This is a genomic window from Paraburkholderia sp. Ac-20347 (assembly GCF_017104805.1).
GTDB classification, from domain to species: domain Bacteria; phylum Pseudomonadota; class Gammaproteobacteria; order Burkholderiales; family Burkholderiaceae; genus Paraburkholderia; species Paraburkholderia tropica.
Genome location: NZ_JAAGPN010000164.1, coordinates 1 through 18,247, shown reverse-complemented (window position 1 = coordinate 18,247; position 18,247 = coordinate 1). Strand labels below are relative to the sequence as shown.

19 protein-coding genes and 1 pseudogene are annotated in these 18,247 nt (G+C 62.2%); 12 read left to right on the top strand and 8 right to left on the bottom strand.

What is annotated here, in order from left to right; all coding sequences use genetic code 11:
* The coding region (locus G3N97_RS25810) for a methyl-accepting chemotaxis protein (RefSeq protein ID WP_241030829.1) at positions 1-394 on the top strand (394 nt) is incomplete at its 5' end.
* Here G3N97_RS25810 and G3N97_RS25805 read toward each other — a convergent pair.
* A complete protein-coding gene (locus G3N97_RS25805) occupies positions 395-1,636 on the bottom strand; it encodes an NADH:flavin oxidoreductase/NADH oxidase family protein (RefSeq protein WP_205995905.1) in 1,242 nt (413 codons plus the stop codon).
* A 220-nt stretch (positions 1,637-1,856) separates the two neighbouring features.
* Here G3N97_RS25805 and G3N97_RS25800 point away from each other — a divergent pair, with 220 nt between their 5' ends.
* Positions 1,857-2,399, top strand: a complete 543-nt coding sequence (locus G3N97_RS25800) for a MerR family transcriptional regulator (protein WP_205995904.1) — start codon at positions 1,857-1,859, stop codon at positions 2,397-2,399.
* 121 nt (positions 2,400-2,520) lie between these two features.
* On the opposite strand, the gene G3N97_RS25795 is transcribed toward G3N97_RS25800, so the two are convergent.
* Positions 2,521-2,913: a hypothetical protein gene (locus G3N97_RS25795; RefSeq protein ID WP_205995903.1), complete on the bottom strand. Its 393-nt coding sequence runs from the start codon at positions 2,911-2,913 to the stop codon at positions 2,521-2,523.
* Positions 2,914-3,056: 143 nt separating this feature from the next.
* Between G3N97_RS25795 and G3N97_RS25790 the strand changes: the two genes are divergently transcribed.
* The 6 genes and pseudogenes from G3N97_RS25790 to G3N97_RS25765 all read left to right on the top strand — a co-directional run.
* A complete protein-coding gene (locus G3N97_RS25790; RefSeq protein WP_205995902.1) occupies positions 3,057-3,896 on the top strand; it encodes an IclR family transcriptional regulator in 840 nt (279 codons plus the stop codon).
* A gap of 185 nt (positions 3,897-4,081) precedes the next feature.
* Positions 4,082-4,783 carry an amino acid ABC transporter permease gene (locus G3N97_RS25785; RefSeq protein ID WP_205995901.1) on the top strand — a complete coding sequence of 234 codons (702 nt, stop codon included), beginning with the start codon at positions 4,082-4,084 and terminating at the stop codon, positions 4,781-4,783.
* Positions 4,784-4,881: 98 nt separating this feature from the next.
* Complete coding sequence (locus G3N97_RS25780; RefSeq protein WP_205995900.1) at positions 4,882-5,751, top strand: transporter substrate-binding domain-containing protein; 870 nt, start codon at positions 4,882-4,884, stop codon at positions 5,749-5,751.
* A gap of 286 nt (positions 5,752-6,037) precedes the next feature.
* Positions 6,038-8,176: an EAL domain-containing protein gene (locus G3N97_RS25775; protein ID WP_205995899.1), complete on the top strand. Its 2,139-nt coding sequence runs from the start codon at positions 6,038-6,040 to the stop codon at positions 8,174-8,176.
* A 239-nt stretch (positions 8,177-8,415) separates the two neighbouring features.
* Complete coding sequence (locus tag G3N97_RS25770) at positions 8,416-8,766, top strand: PilZ domain-containing protein (protein ID WP_205995898.1); 351 nt, start codon at positions 8,416-8,418, stop codon at positions 8,764-8,766.
* 116 nt (positions 8,767-8,882) lie between these two features.
* Positions 8,883-9,385 (top strand): annotated as a pseudogene (locus G3N97_RS25765) (transposase); the annotation flags it as partial.
* A gap of 121 nt (positions 9,386-9,506) precedes the next feature.
* On the opposite strand, the gene G3N97_RS25760 reads toward G3N97_RS25765, so the two are convergent.
* Genes G3N97_RS25760 through G3N97_RS25745 form a run of 4 tightly spaced genes read right to left on the bottom strand, consistent with a single transcriptional unit; the run spans position 9,507 to position 11,648 of the window.
* Positions 9,507-10,016, bottom strand: coding sequence for a lysozyme inhibitor LprI family protein (locus G3N97_RS25760; RefSeq protein ID WP_205995897.1), 510 nt, complete (start codon positions 10,014-10,016; stop codon positions 9,507-9,509).
* Positions 10,003-10,602 (bottom strand): lysozyme, encoded by a 600-nt coding sequence (locus G3N97_RS25755; RefSeq protein WP_205995896.1) that lies wholly within the window; start codon positions 10,600-10,602, stop codon positions 10,003-10,005. The genes G3N97_RS25760 and G3N97_RS25755 overlap by 14 nt, the downstream gene beginning before the upstream one ends.
* Entirely contained in the window at positions 10,603-11,115 is a 513-nt protein-coding gene (locus G3N97_RS25750; RefSeq protein WP_205995895.1) for a PAAR domain-containing protein, read from the bottom strand. It lies immediately after the preceding gene.
* 2 nt (positions 11,116-11,117) lie between these two features.
* Entirely contained in the window at positions 11,118-11,648 is a 531-nt protein-coding gene (locus tag G3N97_RS25745) for a PAAR domain-containing protein (protein ID WP_205995894.1), read from the bottom strand.
* Positions 11,649-11,908: 260 nt separating this feature from the next.
* Here G3N97_RS25745 and G3N97_RS25740 point away from each other — a divergent pair, with 260 nt between their 5' ends.
* From G3N97_RS25740 to G3N97_RS25730, 3 genes are all read left to right on the top strand, one after another.
* A complete protein-coding gene (locus tag G3N97_RS25740; protein ID WP_205995893.1) occupies positions 11,909-12,568 on the top strand; it encodes a hypothetical protein in 660 nt (219 codons plus the stop codon).
* Positions 12,569-12,662: 94 nt separating this feature from the next.
* Positions 12,663-13,847 (top strand): DUF6136 family protein, encoded by a 1,185-nt coding sequence (locus G3N97_RS25735; RefSeq protein WP_205995892.1) that lies wholly within the window; start codon positions 12,663-12,665, stop codon positions 13,845-13,847.
* An 11-nt stretch (positions 13,848-13,858) separates the two neighbouring features.
* Positions 13,859-14,482, top strand: a complete 624-nt coding sequence (locus tag G3N97_RS25730) for an ABC transporter ATP-binding protein (protein ID WP_205995891.1) — start codon at positions 13,859-13,861, stop codon at positions 14,480-14,482.
* Between the two features lie 38 nt (positions 14,483-14,520).
* Here G3N97_RS25730 and G3N97_RS25725 read toward each other — a convergent pair whose 3' ends face one another.
* Positions 14,521-15,069 carry a GNAT family N-acetyltransferase gene (locus tag G3N97_RS25725; protein WP_205995890.1) on the bottom strand — a complete coding sequence of 183 codons (549 nt, stop codon included), beginning with the start codon at positions 15,067-15,069 and terminating at the stop codon, positions 14,521-14,523.
* Between the two features lie 241 nt (positions 15,070-15,310).
* Here G3N97_RS25725 and G3N97_RS25720 point away from each other — a divergent pair, with 241 nt between their 5' ends.
* Positions 15,311-15,778, top strand: a complete 468-nt coding sequence (locus tag G3N97_RS25720) for a hypothetical protein (protein ID WP_205995889.1) — start codon at positions 15,311-15,313, stop codon at positions 15,776-15,778.
* 58 nt (positions 15,779-15,836) lie between these two features.
* Here G3N97_RS25720 and G3N97_RS25715 read toward each other — a convergent pair.
* Positions 15,837-18,247 (bottom strand): EAL domain-containing protein (locus tag G3N97_RS25715; protein WP_205995888.1); only part of this gene is annotated, 2,411 nt, incomplete at its 5' end.

The window sequence follows — 18,247 nt, the reverse complement described above, 5'->3', positions numbered from 1 at the left end:
GGCCGACGAAGCGCGCGTTTCCGCCGTGGTGGCGGGCGACGTGCGCCCGCTCGCGCAGCGCACCGCGGCGGCGGCGAGGGACCTCCGCGCGCTGATCGGCTCGTCGGTGGAGCGCGTGGATGCGGGCTCGGGCCAGGTCGCGGTGGCGGGCGAGCGCATGAAGGAAATCGTGCAGTCGATCACCCGCGTGAGCGACATCATGGGCGAGATCGAGGCGGCGTCGGTCGAGCAGAGCACCGGCATTGAGCAGGTCAATCAGGCGGTCTCGCAGATGGACACCGTCACGCAGCAGAACGCGGCGCTGGTCGAACAGGCCGCTGCTGCTGCCGCCGCGCTCGACGAACAGGCGGCGCGCCTGCGCTCGACGGTGGGCGTGTTCCGGGTCGCGGGCTGATCAGCTTTTTGCCTGCCGTGACTGCGTGATCCAGCGGCGGTAGCGTCGCGTGCGCGCCGCTTCGGCCACTTGCTGAACGATCAGCGCGCGCAGCGGCGAGACGTTCGGATCGGTCCGCTTTCCCACGCTCAAACGCTGCAACTGGAATTTCACGGCGGCCATATTCGCGAGCGAGGCGAGCGGCTTGTTCTTCCAGGCGATGGGCGCGAGCGCGGGCGCCTCGTCGCGACCCGCACGCCACGCGCGCGGCAGCGTCGGATCGATGGCGAGCGCCGTGCCGATGCCCACCATATCCACGCCGCTCGCGACCACCTGTTGCGCGATGGCGTGGCGGCGGATGCCGCCCGTGACCATCACGGGCATCTTCGCGATCGTGCGGATATCGCGCGCGAACTCCACGAAATACGCTTCGCGCGCGAGCGTGCGGCCATCGCGCGCGTCGCCCTGCATCGCGGGCGCTTCGTAACTGCCGCCCGACAATTCGACCAGATCGACATCGAGTTCGTTGAGCCATTGCACGACGCCGCGCGCGTCGTCGGCACTGAAACCGCCGCGCTGGAAATCCGCGGAATTCAGTTTGACGGCCACGGCGAATTGCGAAGAGACCACCGCGCGCACGGCTTTGACGACGTCGAGCAGCAGCCGCGCGCGATTCGCGAGCGAGCCGCCCCACCGGTCGGTGCGGCGGTTGCTCAGCGGCGAGAGGAACTGGCTGAGCAGATAACCGTGCGCCGCGTGTATCTCCACGCCGGTGAAACCCGCGCGTTCGGCGAGCTGCGCGGTGCGTGCGAAGCGCTCGATTACGTCTTCGATGACCGCTTGCGTCATCGCATGCGGCGTGGCGAAATGCTTCGACATACTGCCCAGCGCGAGCGGCACGGCCGAAGGCGCCCACGTCGGCTGCCCGAGATTCGCGCGCATCTGGCGGCCCGGATGATTGATCTGCAGCCAGCACTGCGCGCCGTGCGAGCGGCCGATACGCGCCCACTGACGAAATGCTTCGAGGTGCTGATCGTTTTCGAGCACCACGCCGCCTGGGCCCGTCATCGCGCGGCTGTCGACCATCACGTTGCCGGTGATGAGCAGTCCCGCGCCGCCTTCCGCCCACGCCTCGTAGAGCCGCATCAGTTGCGCCGACGGCGCGTGATGCGCGTCGGCCATGTTTTCTTCCATCGCCGCCTTGGCGATGCGGTTCGGAATGACCGAGCCGTTGGGCAGGGATAATGGGTCGAACACGTTCATGGCTTCACCTCACTGGATCGTGTGCCGACTTTAAGGTTGAAGCTAACTTGAATGTCAATGGGCGCGAGCGAGCGGGCGCGCGAATTTTTTCTATCGTGGCGATAGCGCAGCTTGCGCCGCAGCGAAGGCTTGACCTTCAGGTTGACTTTAAGCTTAAAGTGCAGACTGGCAGGCAACCGGCACGACTTGTGGACACGACCTGCGCGCGGAGGCGAGGAACATGAAAATCGGAGAACTGGCGGAACGTACGGGGCTGGCGGCTTCGCGCATTCGTTTCTACGAAGACATCGGCCTGCTCAAAGCCGATCGCGAGCCGAACGGTTATCGCAGCTATGCGCCCGAAGCGGTGCTGGTGCTCGATCTGATCACCAGCGCGCAACAGGCCGGCTTCAGTCTCGACGAGATTCGCATGCTGCTGCCGCTCGACAGCGCGCAATGGCAGCACGAGACGCTGATCGACACGCTGCGCGGCAAGGTGGGGGAAATCGAGGCGCTGGAACGGCGTCTCGCGCAAAGCAGGGCGCACCTCGTGGCGCTGATCGCCGAAATCGAGGCGAAGCCCGAAGGCATGGACTGCTCCGCCAACGCCCAGCGCGTGCTTTCACGTATCCGTGCAGGACACGTGAAAGCGCCCGCGCTGGCTGCCGACGACGTGAAAACACTACGTAAAACGCACACTGCCCGGAAAGCGGAGACGAGAATCACGGCGAAAACGACAACAAACAAAGCCGCGCCATCCCGTCGTCCGCTCAAACGCGCTTAATGCCGATTGCGCGTCACTGCATCCCGAATCTGATTACGATTTTGGCTATGCGCGAGGCATAGTTCGGGTTTAAAGCTCTCTCAGGTTCTATTTTTTTGGCCGGAAAGCTGACCGCTCGCCACTATTCTTTCAAGGAGGCTAGCAGCTGGTCGATCTCGTCGAATTGGCCATTCGACAACTGGTGGGTTTGCATCAGGTCGCGCAAACGCTTGCGCCAATAACCGGGTGGCAAACCTAAATCGTTCATATCCTGTGTGGACAATCGTCTGAGCACCGCCTTGATATGCAAGATATCGTCGTGGGCGAGTTTCGACGAATGGGCGCCCGACAGCTTCTGCTGCCTGACGTCCGCCTGTAAACCCCGTTCCGATAGGATTCCCATTGTTCTTCGCCCGGCGTTTGGCGATGCACATGCCCTGAGCGCATCGCCGGCCTGATGGCGTCCTGTTGTCTTCTGTTTTGGGTTGGGCGCGCGGTGAATCCGCGGCGCTACCCAAATCAGCGCTGGATTCAATCGTTCGGCTATACCGAACGCGGTTCGGTAGCGTTATTTATGGTAGGTTCAGGAGTAGTGACTGTCAATAACGAGTGTGCGAAGCTAGCGTTTCGTTGGAGGGGTTCGCTAACGGGGCGAACCAGTACGAATACGAAATAAAAATGACATCTGCCGCTCAAACACCCGCCGCTCAAAATACCGAAGACCGTTATGCGCTTCGCAGCGTCAGCCGCGCGCTCGACGTGCTGGAAGCCCTGGGAGCCTGTGGCAGCGAGGGGCTCACGGTCGCGGAAATCGCCACGATCATCGGCGTGTCGAAAAGCACGGCGTTCGCCCTCTTGCAGACGCTGCTCGCGCGCAGCTACGTGATCGACGTGCGGCTCGGCGGCTCGCGCCGTTACCGGCTGGGCTTCGCGCTCGTGCATCTCGGCGACCGGGCGGCGGCCGACATCGGCGTGTCCCAGCTCGCCATGCCGGTGCTGCGCGAACTGACCGAGACCACCGGCCTCACGTCGCGGCTCGCGGTGCTCGACGACGAGGGCTACGCCGTGGCGATCGCGCGCGTGGAGGCGGCGGGCATCGTGCGCATCGCGTCCGCGCTCGGCCAGCGCGAACTGCCGCATTGCTCGGCGCTCGGCAAGTCGCTGATGGCGCTCCTGCCGCCGGCGCGCGTCGTGAAGCTGCTCGCGCATACTGGCATGCCGCACCGCACGCAGTTCACGCGCACCACGCCCGCGGAACTCATGCGCGATCTGATTCTGGTTGCCGAACGCGGCTACGCCTTCGACGACGAGGAAGACAACATCGGCGTGGTCTGTGTGGGTTCCGCGATCACCAACCGCGACGGCGAGGGCGTGGCGGCGATCAGCGTCACCACGCTCAAGACCGGCCTCAGCGACGACGACCTGCACGCCCTGGGCGGCACGTTGCGGATGTATGCGGAGCGGATCAGCAGCATGCTCGGCGCGCAGGTGCAGCCACAGCTTGCCGCGCGCGGATAACTAACCAGTACGGATAAGCGCAAAGCGGTACGCACAGGCACGCACGATCGCGTGCGATGGTGTGACCCGACGGTGCGAACCCGCGCGCCGTCGCGCCCGCATGACCGCTATCCCCATCACGACCGTCACGATCCGTTCCACACGCATCACCGCACTCCCGCATCGCTGCCGCGGGCAAGGAATTCATGCCGACCACGCTTCTGGACCTGTTCGACCTGCACGGCGCGAGCCACTATCTGCCCGACCTGTTGCGCGGCGCGCTGACGAGCCTCGAATTGACCTTCTGCATTCTGGCGCTGAGTCTGCCGTTCGGCCTCGTGCTCGCGATGGCGAAGATCAGCCATGCGCGGCTGCCGCGTCTGCTCGCGTCCGCGTATATCGAGTTGATTCGCGGCACGCCGGCGCTATTGCAGCTTTTCTATATTTATTTCGTCTTGCCTTCATTCGGCATTCGTTTCGATCCGTTCATGGCGGGCGTGATCGGATTGTCGATCAATTATTCGGCGTATCTGGCCGAGGTTTATCGCGCCGGCATACTCGCGGTGCCCAAAAGCCAGCTCGAAGCCGCGAAAGCGCTCGGCATGTCGAACGGGCAGGCGCTCAAACTCGTGGTGCTGCCGCAGGCGCTGCGCATCGTCGTGCCGCCGCTCGGCAATTACGCGATTTCGCTGTTCAAGGACACCTCGCTCGTCTCCATCGTGACCGTCAAGGAACTGATGTTCACCGGTCAGATTATTTCCTCTACGAATTTTCAGTACGCCACCGTCTTCACGATCATTGGCGCGATATATTTGGCGTTCTCATGGCCGAGCGCGTTCGTCGTGCGCTGGCTGGAACGCAAGATGGGCAGCCCGCGTTTCGCCAATCCCACGACCTCACGCCGCTGATCCGCGCCGCATCGCGCGCATGCCGCGTTTCATGCGCGAGCAACTTTTATTTTGATGCTTTAAAAGCGTCGTTAATTTACTTTTCCCTGGAGCGTTTCGTGCGCAAATACATGTTGGCGCTGGCCGCCTTGCTGGCGGGTCTGGTCGCGTTGCCCAACGCCTTTGCCGACGACAACGGTGCAAGCAACGGCGCGATCACCGGCGTGCGTTTCGACGGCGGCGACGGCTCGTACGCGCGCGCGGTGCGCAACGGCGTGACGCTCGCAATCGCTGCCGATCCGCCGTCCACCTATCTCGACGACAAGACGCACGCGTTCGACGGCACCGACGTGCGCATCTTCAAGGAGATCATGAAGCGGCTCGGCATCGAGAAAGTCACCTGGAACATCATGCCGTTCGACGCGATGATTCCAACGCTGCTCTCGGGCCGCACCGATATCATCGTCGACAATCTGCACGAGAACGCGCAGCGTCTGCGGGTGGTGTCTTTCACGAGTCCGGCTTACTGGTACGGCTCGGCGATTGCCGTGCAGCGCGGCAATCCGTTGAAGATTCACGGCTGGAACGACTTCAGCGGCCGCACGATCGGCACCTTGCGCGGGAGCCTCAATCACCAGTTGCTCGAAGGGCGCAAGGATCTCAAGGAACTGAAGCTCTATACGAGCAGCGAAGCCGAATTCGCGGATCTGATCGCAGGGCGCATCGACGTGGCGATGGAAGACGGCATCAAGATCGGCCTCTTCTTGAAGCAGCATCCGAATGCGGGCATGGAGTTCGTGGCCGATTACCGGCCGTTGCCGCAGGAATACGGCTATGCGCGCTATGCGCTGCGCAAGGGCGACGTCGATCTGAATCACGCGGTCTCGCGCGCGCTCGACGAAATGCGCGCCGACGGCTCGCTCGCCGCGATTCTCCGGCAATTCGGTTATACCGATCGCAATCTCTGGTTTTATCCGGTCAAGAACTGAGCCGCCCGGGCGCGTGGTAACGCGATGTAATCAAATAACGAAGCAAACGCTGGCGCACCGTGCGCGATTGACCTTAAGGTTTTCCCGTATCTGCCGATATGGCGTGAGTCGATACGCATTGATGCGTCCAGTCGAGAATTAAAAAATCCCCGCCGCGCTGAGAGACGCGGCGACGGTGCACGCGCACCGTGCGGCCCGATTGCGGGCGGCGCACGCGCGTGCGAACACGAGACCTAATCAGAATCAGAACGACGCGCAGTAGAGACGGGCGCGCAAAGGGCCACGAATGAACGGTGTCTATAACCCGCTGTTGACGTGTCTGTCGGTAGTGGTCGCGTTCCTCGCGTCGTTTACGGCGCTCGAAGGCGCGGCCATGCTCAGTGCCGTGACCAGCAGCCGATGGCGTCATGCCTGGCTGGCGGGCAGTGCGTGCGCGATGGGCATCGGCATCTGGTCGATGCACTTCATCGGCATGATCGCGCTGACCTTGCCGATCGCCGTGGGTTACGACCTCGACGTGAGCGCCGCGTCGCTCGCGCTCGCCGTGCTCGCGGCCCTCGTCGCGCTCGCCACTGTGAGCCGCGGCCATCTCTCGGCGCGGCGCCTGTTCGCGGCGGGCGTGGTGATGGGGATCGGCGTGGCCGCCATGCACTACACCGGCATGATCGCCATGCGCATGTCGCCGTCCATCGACTATGACTTTTCGCGCGTTGCGCTGTCGGTGGCGATCGCAATTGGCGCGTCCATCGCGGCGCTCTGGCTTGCGTTCCATCTGCGCGATTCGCGGCGCGAGAACATCGTCTGGAAACGTCTCGCGGCCGCGGCCATCATGGCCTTCGCGATCACCGGCATGCATTACACGGGCATGAGCGCCGCCACCTTCGCGGACGGCAGCCGCTGCCTGAGCACGCACAAGGTCGACGCCAACACGCTGGCGTTCGTGGTGGGCGTGGCCTCGACGGCGGTGCTCGTCGGCACGTTGTGGATCTTCGGCACGCAGGCGAGCCGCCTGTCCGCCTCGCTCGACCGCGCGACGCGCACCATTCGTCATCTCGGCACGCACGACGCGCTCACCGACCTGCCCAACCGCGCGTATCTGATGGCGCGCGCGAAGGAACTCGTCCAGCGCAGCACGCGCGGCGGCGGCGCGCTGGCCGTGCTGTTCGTCGATCTCGACGGCTTCAAGGCCGTCAACGATACGCTGGGCCACAAGATCGGCGACGATCTGCTGCGTCAGGCGGCCGAGCGCATTTCAGGTTGCGCGCGCAGGGGCGATCTGGTGGCGCGGCTGGGCGGCGACGAATTCGTGGTGGTGGCGTCGGGCTTGCCGGGTGCGCGGCGGCGTGCGAATGGCCTGCGTGTCGAGCCGGATGATGTGGTCCCGGTCGGCAACACGGAGGCCGCCGCGATCGCCGACACCATCGCGCGCCAGATACTCGCGAGTCTCGCCGATGAGTTCGTGCTCGCCGACGCGATCCCGATCCGCATCGGCGCGAGCATCGGCATTGCGCTTTCGCAGGACGAAAGCACGACGCTCGACACGTTGCTGAGTCACGCCGATTGCGCGATGTACGCCGCCAAGCGCGACGGCCGCAACACCTTCCGCCGCTTCGAGGACAGCATGAGCCAGTCCACGCTGCGCTCGCTGCATATCCAGCGCGACCTGCACGTGGCGCTTGCGCGCAAGCAGTTCGATCTCGTGTTTCAGCCCAAATTCACGGTCGACGGCAAGGCCATGACGGGCGCCGAAGCGCTGTTGCGCTGGGCGCATCCGGTGCTCGGCAACGTGCCGCCGCTCGAATTCATTCCGATTGCCGAACGGGCGGGGCTGATGATCGCCATCGGCGACTGGGTGCTGCGCGAGATCTGCGCGCATCTCGTCGAATGGGAACGCGAAGGACTCGCACCGATGCCGATCGCGATGAATCTCTCGGCGATGCAGTTCAATCTGCCGCGTATCGTCGAGCGGATCGACGCGATCGTGACGGCGGCGGGCGTGCCGCCCGAGCGACTGATGTTCGAGATCAGCGAAGCGACCGCGATGCAGGACGTGGACCGCACGCGGCGTATCGTGCAGTCGTTGCGCGACCGCGGCTATGCCGTGGCGCTCGACAACTTCGGCTCGGCGCTGTCGAGCCTCGGCCATCTGCACGATTTCCGCGTCGATCAGATCAAGATCGATCGCGCCTTCGTGAGCGGTCTCGACGACACCTCGGCGCGGAGTTCGGCGCTGCTCTCCGCGGTCATGGCGCTCGCGCGCGTGCTCGGCATCGAAGTGGTGGCGGAGGGCGTGGAAACCGTTGCGCAGTCGCTCAAACTGCTCGCGCTCGAATGCGATCAGATGCAGGGCTTTCTATGCGGATCGCCGCTTGCGGGCGGCGAATTTCGTCAGGCGATGGCGGGTGCGTTCGCGATGAAAAGCTGAATGCGGCGTGCTGAATGCCGCTCGCGCGACACTCGTGTGGCGATAGCGCATTCAGACAGCTTACGATTCGCCTCGCCCGGAATAATTAGTGTTCGATGACAAGCGCACACGCTACAATCCGCACCGCATGGTGATGATTTAAATATTTCCTTTATACGGAAAGCCGGGCGGGACTTGAATCGGGTCCTCAACGCGATCAGCACGATAAAAATAAATGCTGAAAAACGGGTGTGATTCATATGGGAAGTGAACGCGATTTCCGGCGCGACGTGCGCACGCCGCTGCTATTCGCGCCGCTGTTGCTGAACAAGGACGGCAGGGCGCTCGCGCAGGTCGCCGATCTGAGTTCGCACGGCGCGCTGCTGCACGCGCGCAGCGGCTTGTTTTCGCGGGGCGAAACGGTGTCGGGCTGGCTGCAGTCGTCGGCGGTCGATGACGACGACGAGATCGTCGTGGCCGTGTTTCTCGACGTGCGCTGGATCGCCGAAGATCACGAGCGCGGCTGGAGTCGCGTGGGCTGCGAAATGCATCCGCTCGATGCGCGTTCGATGGCGCGTTTGCATTGCATGATCGAAAAAGCGGCGCCTTAGAGCGTGTTAGGTACTTGCGGCCAGACCTGGTATCCTGGGCAGATGGCAAACGCAAACCCTGTCCAACGGATGTGTCGGACGACGAATGGAGCTTCGCCGCTCCGTATCTGACTTTGATGAACAAAGACGCACCGCAGCGCCGATACGAATTACGCGAGACGTTTAACGCACTGCGCTGGATCGTGCGTGCGGGTTCGCGTGGCGCATGTTGCCAAATGACGTTCCACCTTGGGAACTGGTTTATCAGCAGACGCAAGGCTGGATTCAGGCCGGTTGCGTCGAGGCCAAGTTGAACGATCTGCGCTCGATCATCCGCATCGCACAGGGTCGTAAGAGCCAGCCCCGCGCAGTCATTCTCGATTCACGCACGTTGCAATCGACCTGCGAAAGTGGGCCTCGCACCGGCTATGACGGTGATAAACGCAAGCGCGGCAGCAAGGTGCATATGGCCGTGGATACAATGGGGCAGTTCCTTGCCGTGCATATTACGCCTGCCAACGAGCAGGAGCGCGCCCAGGTCGGCGCGCTTGCGCGCCTGGTCCAGGAGGTCACCGGCCAGACGGTCGAGGTAGCGTTTGCCGATCAGGGCTATACCGGCGAGGAACCCGCGCAGGCCGCGCTGGATTTCGCGCCACAAGCCACAACGACAGCGGCGCAATGTATTGCGTCTCTACCTTCTGCTCGTGGTTCAAAGTCTGTTCCTCCATGCAATTCACATCGATGTTAGGGACGATACCAGCTTAGTCTTTAGGTGACGGAAGCTCGTTTGTCAGAGACTTCGTGATTCGTGTCATGCAACCCCAGAATTCGACATAGCGACTCGACGCTTCCCCTAGCGCGTACGTCTCGGCATAACAGGCGGCATCGCGAAAGTCTGCCCACGACGCCATCGATTTAAAAAAATATGGCCCGGCGGTCGGCTGGCCATTTTCTTTCAACTCAACATCGCCGCTTGTATACGCGTTACCAACTTCGGACGCTCGCTTCTGCAATTCTGCTGACGCTTTTTCAAAGTCACGATGTGCGCATGCATCTACGTCAGCTTGTGAGGCATGATATTGAGTCTTGCAAAAACGATTTATCTCAGATTCTGTCCGTCCAGAAAAATAGACATTTGTCGGTGTTGCGCGCTTGTAGTCGAATGGAACAGAGTAGATCGTTGATGCATAAGCGCTATAAGACACCATGATAAGGAAAATCGTGCTCGCGATATTCCGTACAAGAATAAAAATCAGTTTAGTGACTGGCATCGTAGATTCCTTGTGCGAACACATTCGATTCGGAGCGGCGACGCTGGCGAAGGCGTGGGTTTCCGCAACGAAATCCGGTTATAAAGCGAGGGATATTCTCATAGTCGCCATGATTGACGCGATGGGATAGTTCTGTCAGCCCGTTACCCACTCCACAATTGAATATGATACTAACAAGTGCATCGTATTCGTATTTGTGCAAAGGGATGTGTACTTTTGAATTTATTGCACGCTCAGTTTTCGTGAGATCTTGATTCAACAACTCTCGTGCCCGTGCGACCGTGATACTCTGACCGATGCGTAGATTGTCCTCAGGAACGACAAGATGCCCGCAGCCTACTGTGGGATTGCCCTGATCGTCTGGGTAAACCAGCAGGATGAAGCCGCCGGAAACTGGTACATCAATATGGGTGTGATTTGAATAGAAAATTCGTGTTGTTCCTTCGAGTCTGCCACTCTCCCATATTGCCATAAATGTTTTTATTTTCTCCGTTGCTATCCATGGCTTTGCGAGGCGGTCGCATTGCACCGTAACGCATGAATTCGGGTTCGTGTTCGTTACCGCGCTTCCAAGTGCGTCAGGCATTTATATTTCCTCCCTGTAACCAGGGTAAAGGTGAATCGAAGTAGCGCGTTCCGTTGCATATCGCGCGGTGGGGCCTTGCTCGTCGGTGGTGCCGTGTTCAATCTCGCCCGTTGATAGCCTCACTGTGTAGTACGTTCCGCCCATCGGCGCGCCGCTCGCGTCGCGCAGCGTGAACTGTTCATCGTGGGGTGGTTGTATTGCTGCGGCGGCGGTCTGTGAGTCGCTTTCGAGATTCTCGGAGTAAAAGAAAGGCGAATCACCGCTCGCAAGCACGCGATTTTTGCCGCATGGGCAATAGACCGGTGCAAGGTCTTTAACGAAGGATTGGCCCTCGTCCATTACGTTATGGGCGGTGCCACCGACCGGCCACATGCCTTTGCAGTTGCCACAGGTTGCCTTGTCTTCGGCCAGTGCAAAGGCTCGACCGCCTTCGTTAAACCAGTCCGATCCAGGCCCAAGGATGGAGCCGCCTGTGGTGATCCGATCGTCTTTCAGTGCAAGTCTCGTAGGCACGATTAGTCCCTGTGACCGGTGTACAGGGCAATACGGCACGCGCCATCAGTTTGATAGCGCGCGGTATAGCCATTCGAATCTGTTACGCCTTTCACGTTTGCACCTGACGGCAAACGAACGGTGTAATAGGTATTCGCGAGTGGGTTTCCGGCGCGATCGCATAGCTTGAAGCGTTCGTCGTGTGGGGTGCGCTGCCTGTCCAGTAACGCGGCGAGACTCGCGCCATAGCCCATTTCCCCCCATTCGTCTTCCCAGCTATGGCAGGCACTGGCTTGCGACGCGTGAAAAACGGGCGGCGGCGAACACTTACAGATACAGATGTCGTCTTCCAGTGCCTGCTGCTTTCCGAGCATCGTTGCGGGATGGTGCGGACCTACCGACTCGATATAGCCGTTCGATTTACAGCCTTCGCACCAGACCTGAGCGCCGATAAACGCAACCGGTATACCGTGGTGCGTGCAGCTTTCCGCGCCTTCCAGGACAACACCGCCCCCCGTGGATTTATCGCCTTGTCGCAACAGATAACGCTTCATGTGCGTGCCTTCGTTCGATTGCAGGTATGGGGGCCGTGCGGGTACGCGACCGGCACAGGCGCGGCGGACCATCCGCCGCTAACCGGTAATCGTCCGATTACGCAAGGGGGCAGACCATCAGACAATCTTTAAAATGCGGCCGAAGTTAAGCGTTTTGCGTCACGATCAGAACGTAATTTGACATTCGACAGATTTGTTTTAATTTCGTGATTTATTTGAATATCAGAATATTTTCACGAATAAATGAATCCGCGCCAAAGATGCAGGTTTTTCGTTTCTACTGCTGCTTAGCAATACCCGACGCGCCCGGCGCGTTGCGCCACGCCGTTGAACGCGGCGGTATGTCGTCGCTGGGCGTGCTGCACCAAGGTGTGCCGTCTGCTTCGACGTTGACGGGCACAGACGCCATGTTTCAGGCCGGGCGCATTCGCGCCCAGTTGGACAAGCTGCAACCGTTAGCGCGTGCGCTGCTGGTGATTGCATACGCGCCGCGCACACTCAAGTGCACATGTGGCGCACGCTGCTGCGCGGGCAGTTATCCGAATCCCGAAGTCGAAAACGCGACGCTTGAAGTCCTCGCGCGCATTGCGCCGCTCATCGCACGGCGCGCCGCGAATGAAACGCTCGACCGGGCAATCATCGGGAATGCGTTCACGCGCACGCGCGAAACCGCCGTGAACCTCGCGCAGCGCTGCGGTGTGAACCGCCATACCGTTGCGGCACACGTCGCGGCGATCGAATTCGATCAGATCGGCACACGGCAGGTGGCGGGGAAATTCGACCACGCGAGCGTGCGCATTGAAACGCTATTATGGAGCGGCGAAGCTCCATTCGTCGTCCGACACATCCGTTGGACAGGGTTTGCGTTTGCCATCTGCCCAGGATGCCAGGTCTGGCCGAAGTACCTAACACGCATCTAACGATGCCCTTATTGCCGCTTTATTGACGTTTTTCGCCGATGCTTCGCCGATATATTGGAGAATGGCGAAAGACTCAATCAGCGGAAACAGGAACATGCTGCTGTCTCTTCGGCTTCGGTGGTACGCCTTTAGCACGTCGCGTTTGCTGCGCAGGCATTGGCAGACGCTGACGCTCGCGGCGCTGCTGCTGATACCCGCCATGCCGGTATTCGCGCAGGCGCGTCTGCTGGGCGCGCCCGTGCTCGAAACGTTGTCGCCCGCGCATGGCGTCGAATGGCGTTACCTCTGGCTGCATCTGCTCGAAGCGGCCGGCGTGCTGTGGGTGGCGATGCAGCGCAGCGCGATTGGCGGCGGTCCGTTCGCGCCTTTCCTCGCGTCGCTGCCGGTGCGTCGACAACAGCGCCGCTTCATCGATGCCGTGGTCGTGCTGATCGCCAGCACGCCGCTCCTGCTGCCCGTGCTGGCCGCCGCCATTGCGCTGGCGTTTCTGCCGCAGAAAATCGCCAATTACCTGTTTGTCGCCGATCTGCTGCTCATCACGCTCGGCTGGCAACTGGCGGTGCTCGCGCGCGAGCGGCGCAACGTGATTCCGCTTGCGCTGGCCAATGCGGTGCTCGTCGGCGCGTTGGAAGCCGAGGGTGCGTGGCGCGTTCTGCTGCTGATGATGCCGTTGTTGCTTGCGGTATTCGCGCTGGTGGACAGCACGCCGTCGCGATCACGCGAGGCCCGCGCGCGGGCGTTTCGCATTCGTCCGGTGCGCATGCGTCGCGTAGTTTCGCCGCTCGCCCGATTGCAGTTCGGCATCGTGCGCGAGCGTGCCGCCGCGACCTTCGCTCGCTGTCTGTCGATGGGCGCGGTCGTAGCCGCAAACGCATTTCTGATCGGCCTCTGGGACTTCGACGCGCGCACCGTGCCGCTCACGCTGATCGCCGACGCGCTCATCGCGCTGATTGCCGCCGCCACTTATCGCGATCTGCGTGCGGCGCATCATCGCGCGTCCCCGTTCATGCGTTCGCTGCCGATTGCGCCCGCCACGCAAGTCTTCGCCGATTACCTCACGGTACTGACGCTCGCATTTCCGTTCGCCGCGATCGCGCCGCTATGGCTGGCCGCGCACGGCGTGCTCTCGCTGGCGGCGACGGCCGCGTTGATGGGCGCGCTCGCGCCGCTGCTTGCCGTGCTGGCCTTGCCGCAGCGCTACGTGCCGCGGCAATCGGCGCTAACCGGCATTCTGCTGGCCGTGATCTGGGTCGCGGCCGCCTGGCACTTTTTCGTTTGACCTCATTCTCCATGCTCCGATTCGAACACCTCAGCAAACGCTACGGCAGTCACGTCATTTTTCAGGGGCTTCATTACGCGTCCGGCCCGGGATGCGTGGCGCTCTGCGATGAAAACGGCAGCGGCAAATCCACCTTGCTCGGCATGCTCGCGGGCGCGATCGACGCCAGCGAAGGCGACATCTGGATCGACGGCCATTCGCTGCGCACCGAGCCGCTCAAGGCGAAAGCCGCGTTGGCCTTCGTGCCCGACGACTGCATGGCGTATCCGTTTCAAACCGGGCGCGAACTGCTCGAACTCGTGGCCTCGGCCAAGCAGACCACGGTGGATGCGCGCGTGATCGACCTCGCGCATCGCTTCGGCCTGGAGCCGCATCTGGAAAAGCGTTTCGAGCAGATGTCGCTCGGCACGCGCAAGAAGTTCTTCTTGACCGCGACGACGATTGGCGACCCCGCGGTCATCATCGCGGACGAACCGGGCAACGGGCTCGACGCGACCACGCGCGCCGTGCTCATCGACCTGTTCAAGACGCTGGCGAAAGATCATCTCGTGTTCTTTTCGAGTCACGATCTGAAACTCGTGCAGGCTTGCGAAGCCCGCATGACGAATTTCGCGGAACTCGCGGCCGTTGCGTGAGCAACGGCTACGACGAACCGCTACGACTTCATCTTTCTTCAAGGCGATAGCGTCAGCGCGTAGTGATATTCGTCGCTGACGGCGCCTTTGAATTCGTCGGCGTGATCGACACGCCGCACACAGGCGAATCCCAGCGATTCCACGAGGCGGATCGACGCGATATTGCGCGTGTCGATTTCGGCATGAAATCGGCCGATGTCATACACCTCGCGTAACACCGGCAACAGCGCATCCAGCGCTTCCTTTGCGTAACCCTGACGCTGGCTCGGTGTGAAAACGAAATAAGCGATCCAGGCTTCCCGCGCCGCGAGTTGTATCGCCTGAACGTAGCCGCGCGCGCGGCCATCGTCGCCGATGAGCGCCCAGTTCAGCCATGCTTCGCTCGCATCCGGCGAGCGGCGGCTCTCCAGCTTCTCGTAGCGCGACTGCAACACTGCGACGCTGACGGGCGGCGTTTGCGGAATGTAGCGATAGGCGGCCGGGTTGCTCAACCCTTCGAACAGGATGGCGGCATGTTGCGCGCGCAACGGCGCCAGGCTCAGACGTGCCGACTGCAGCACGGTGGATTCAAAGTGTTCGACGTTCAATGGAATGCACCTCGCGAGTGATTCATGTTATTCGAAATCGATTAAATTATTACACGAAAGAAAGTATTTGAAATGAGTGGTAAGTAATTCAATTGTCCGAATTAAATCTATGGGTGTAAACCTCAAGTATTGAAATTCCCGGTCGATATAAAAGTGAACGAATATCGGCGGCGTCGCACGATGAAGCACGCAAACGTTAAAGCTTCATGTCGGCGCGTAAATAGGCGGGGAGTAGTCAACCATGCAGGTAACGTCGTCCACCTCCAGTCAGGCCCTGGCTGCGAATACACGCGTCAACTCAACGACGCCCAAAACGGGCAGCGATGCGAGTCCGGCGCCCGAGCCCAGCACGAAGGTCACGTTGTCGGACGAGGGCTTGCAAAAGAGCGCCCAGGCGTCGGCCGGCAGCGCGAATCCGGGCAGTACGAGCCCATCGGCGACCAGCGCACCAAGCGCGGATAGCCAGGGTTCAAGCTCGTCCGGCACCGATGCCACGAATGCAGGCGATGCGTCGGACTCGACGAGTGCAACGAGTTCGACGGATTCCGCCGATGCGCCTTCGTCGCTCAAATCGGTGACTTACGGCGTGCTCGGCTTGCCCGATCCCTCGCAGCCGCCGCCGACGAATACGGCGTTCGGCGTGGGCAAATGCTTCGCCGCGGTCGGCACGGTGGTCAGCATGATCATGCTCGCGCTGAAATTCCTGTGACGCATTTGCTGGCGGCTTTTGCTGGCGCGACATTGATCGCTCAAGCCGGTCAAGTCGCCTAAACCGCTTCGCCCATGCAGGTCTCGGCGCGCGCCTGCATCCATTGCAGCAGCGCGTCGTGCGGCAGCGGCTTCGCATACAGGAAGCCCTGCAACTCGTCGCAACCGATGCGGCGCAGCGCCTGAGCCTCGTGCTCCTGCTCGACGCCTTCGGCGACCACGCGCAAACCCAGTTCATGCCCGAGCCCGACGATCGCGCGTATCACCGCGAGATCGGCGGGCGCGTCGAGACGGCCATTCACGAACGCGCGATCGATCTTGAGCCGGTCGAGCGGAAAGCGCGGCAAATAACTGAGGCTCGAATAGCCGGTGCCGAAGTCGTCGAGCGACAGCTTCACGCCCAGCGCGCGAATCTCGTTGACGACGCCCAGATAGCGATCCACGCTTTCCATCAGCACGGTTTCGGTGATCTCGAGTTCGAGGCTGCCCGCGTCGACGTCATGCGCCGCGAGGCTCGCGCGCAGCCGCTCGACGAGCTGCGTGTCGTCGCGCAACTGCACGACCGACAGATTGATCGACACGCGCATGGGCGGCAAGCCCGCCGCGCGGCAACGCGCGATCTGGCGGCAGGCTTCGTCGATCACCCACGCGCCGATCGGCACGATGAGCCGCGTTTCCTCCGCAATCGGAATGAATTGCGCGGGCGGCACGAGCCCCAGATGCGGATGCTGCCAGCGCAGCAGCGCTTCCACGCTCATCAGCTCGCCCGTTTCAGCATGGACGCAGGGCTGATACGCGAGCCAGAGTTCGCCGCGTTCGACGGCGGTGCGCAAATGCGCATCCAGTTCCAGACGATGACGCGTGCTTTCGGCCATTTCCTGCGAGAAGAACTTGACGAGATTGCGGCCGCCCGATTTCGCGCGGTACATGGCGGCGTCGGCGTTCTGCATCAATGTTTCGATATCCTCACCATCTCCCGGATACAGCGCGATGCCGATACTGCACGCCACCTGCAAGCTCATGCCGCCGAGCGTGTGCGGCTCGCGCATGAGCGGCAGCAGCCGTTCGTCGATCAGATGGCCCACGTCGGCCGCGCTGGTCACGCCGCCGAGCAGCACGATGAATTCGTCGCCGCCGAGACGGCTGACCGTGTCGCCGGCGCGCACCGATTGCAGCAGACGTCGCGAGACCGAACGCAGCAGGCCGTCGCCCGCGTGATGGCCCAGCGTGTCGTTGATGTCCTTGAAGCGGTCGAGGTCGATGAAGAGCACGGCCACCTGTTCGCCGCTCTGCCGCGCCGTTTCGATCGCCGCGCCGAGGCGCCGCGTGAACAGCGCGCGATTGGGCAGTTCGGTGAGCACGTCGTGCTCGGCGAGAAACTGGATGCGCGCGTCGCTCTTCTTGCGATCGGTAATGTCGATCAGCGTGCAGATGTAGTGCGACACGCCGCCGTGCTTGTCGCGCACGGCGCTGATCATGAGCCACGCGGGATAGTCGCCGCCCGCGCGCCGCCGCACGACGGCTTCGCCGTTCCAGACGCTGGAGATGTCGACGAGCGCCGCGAGCTGCTCCATCAGCGGCGCGTCGCTGCCGCTCGCCACGATGAAGCGGGGCAGCGTGCCGCTGATGTTCGCGGCGCGATAACCGGTGGCGCGATAGAACGAAGCGTTCGCGGTCAGCAGGCGGCGTTCGCTGTCGAGAATGAGGATGGCTTCCGACGACGCCTCGAACACCTTCGCCCAGAGTTCGAGACGCTGCTCCATCAGCTTGATCTGATTGATCGGCGTGAAGGCGGTGAGCACCGCGTCGCGCCCCTGAAACTTGAGGCGGCGCGCCGAGAGCATCGCCCACGTGGGCTCCTCGCTCGCCATCCAGCGCACTTCGAATTCGTCGATGGCGTCGCGATCGGAAAGCTGCTGGAAAAAGCGCGCGCGCACGGCGGAATCGAGTCCGTAGGCCCACGGGTCCGAGGTGCGGCCGTTGAGCCAGTAGAGCGCCGGATGATTGGCGTGCAGCACTTCGTGACCGGGCACGGCCGTGACCATCATGGGCACCGGCGTGGCTTCCACGAGCGCGTGCTGCGCTTCCGACGCGCGCGCTGTGGCGGCGAGTTCCTTCTGCACGTCGCGTTCGTGATCGAGCTGCGCGAGCATGTCGTTGAAGCCGCTCACCAGCTGGCCGATTTCATCCTGACTGTGCCACGTGGCGCGCAGACGATGGTCGCCGGTGCGGCGCACGGTGTCCATCACGCGCGCGAGCTGGCGCAGCGGACGCGAGATCTGCTGCGCGACCAGATAGACCATCGAGAGAATGCCGCACAGCAGAAACAGCGCGGTGCCCAGATGCAGCCACATGCGCGAGAACAGCGCGCTCACGCGCGCGTGCAGCAGCGTGTCGAGTTCCGCGCCGGTGGCGCGCCACGCGTCGCCGACGCTCGCGACGAGCGCGCGCTGGGCCGCGTCGGCGGCGT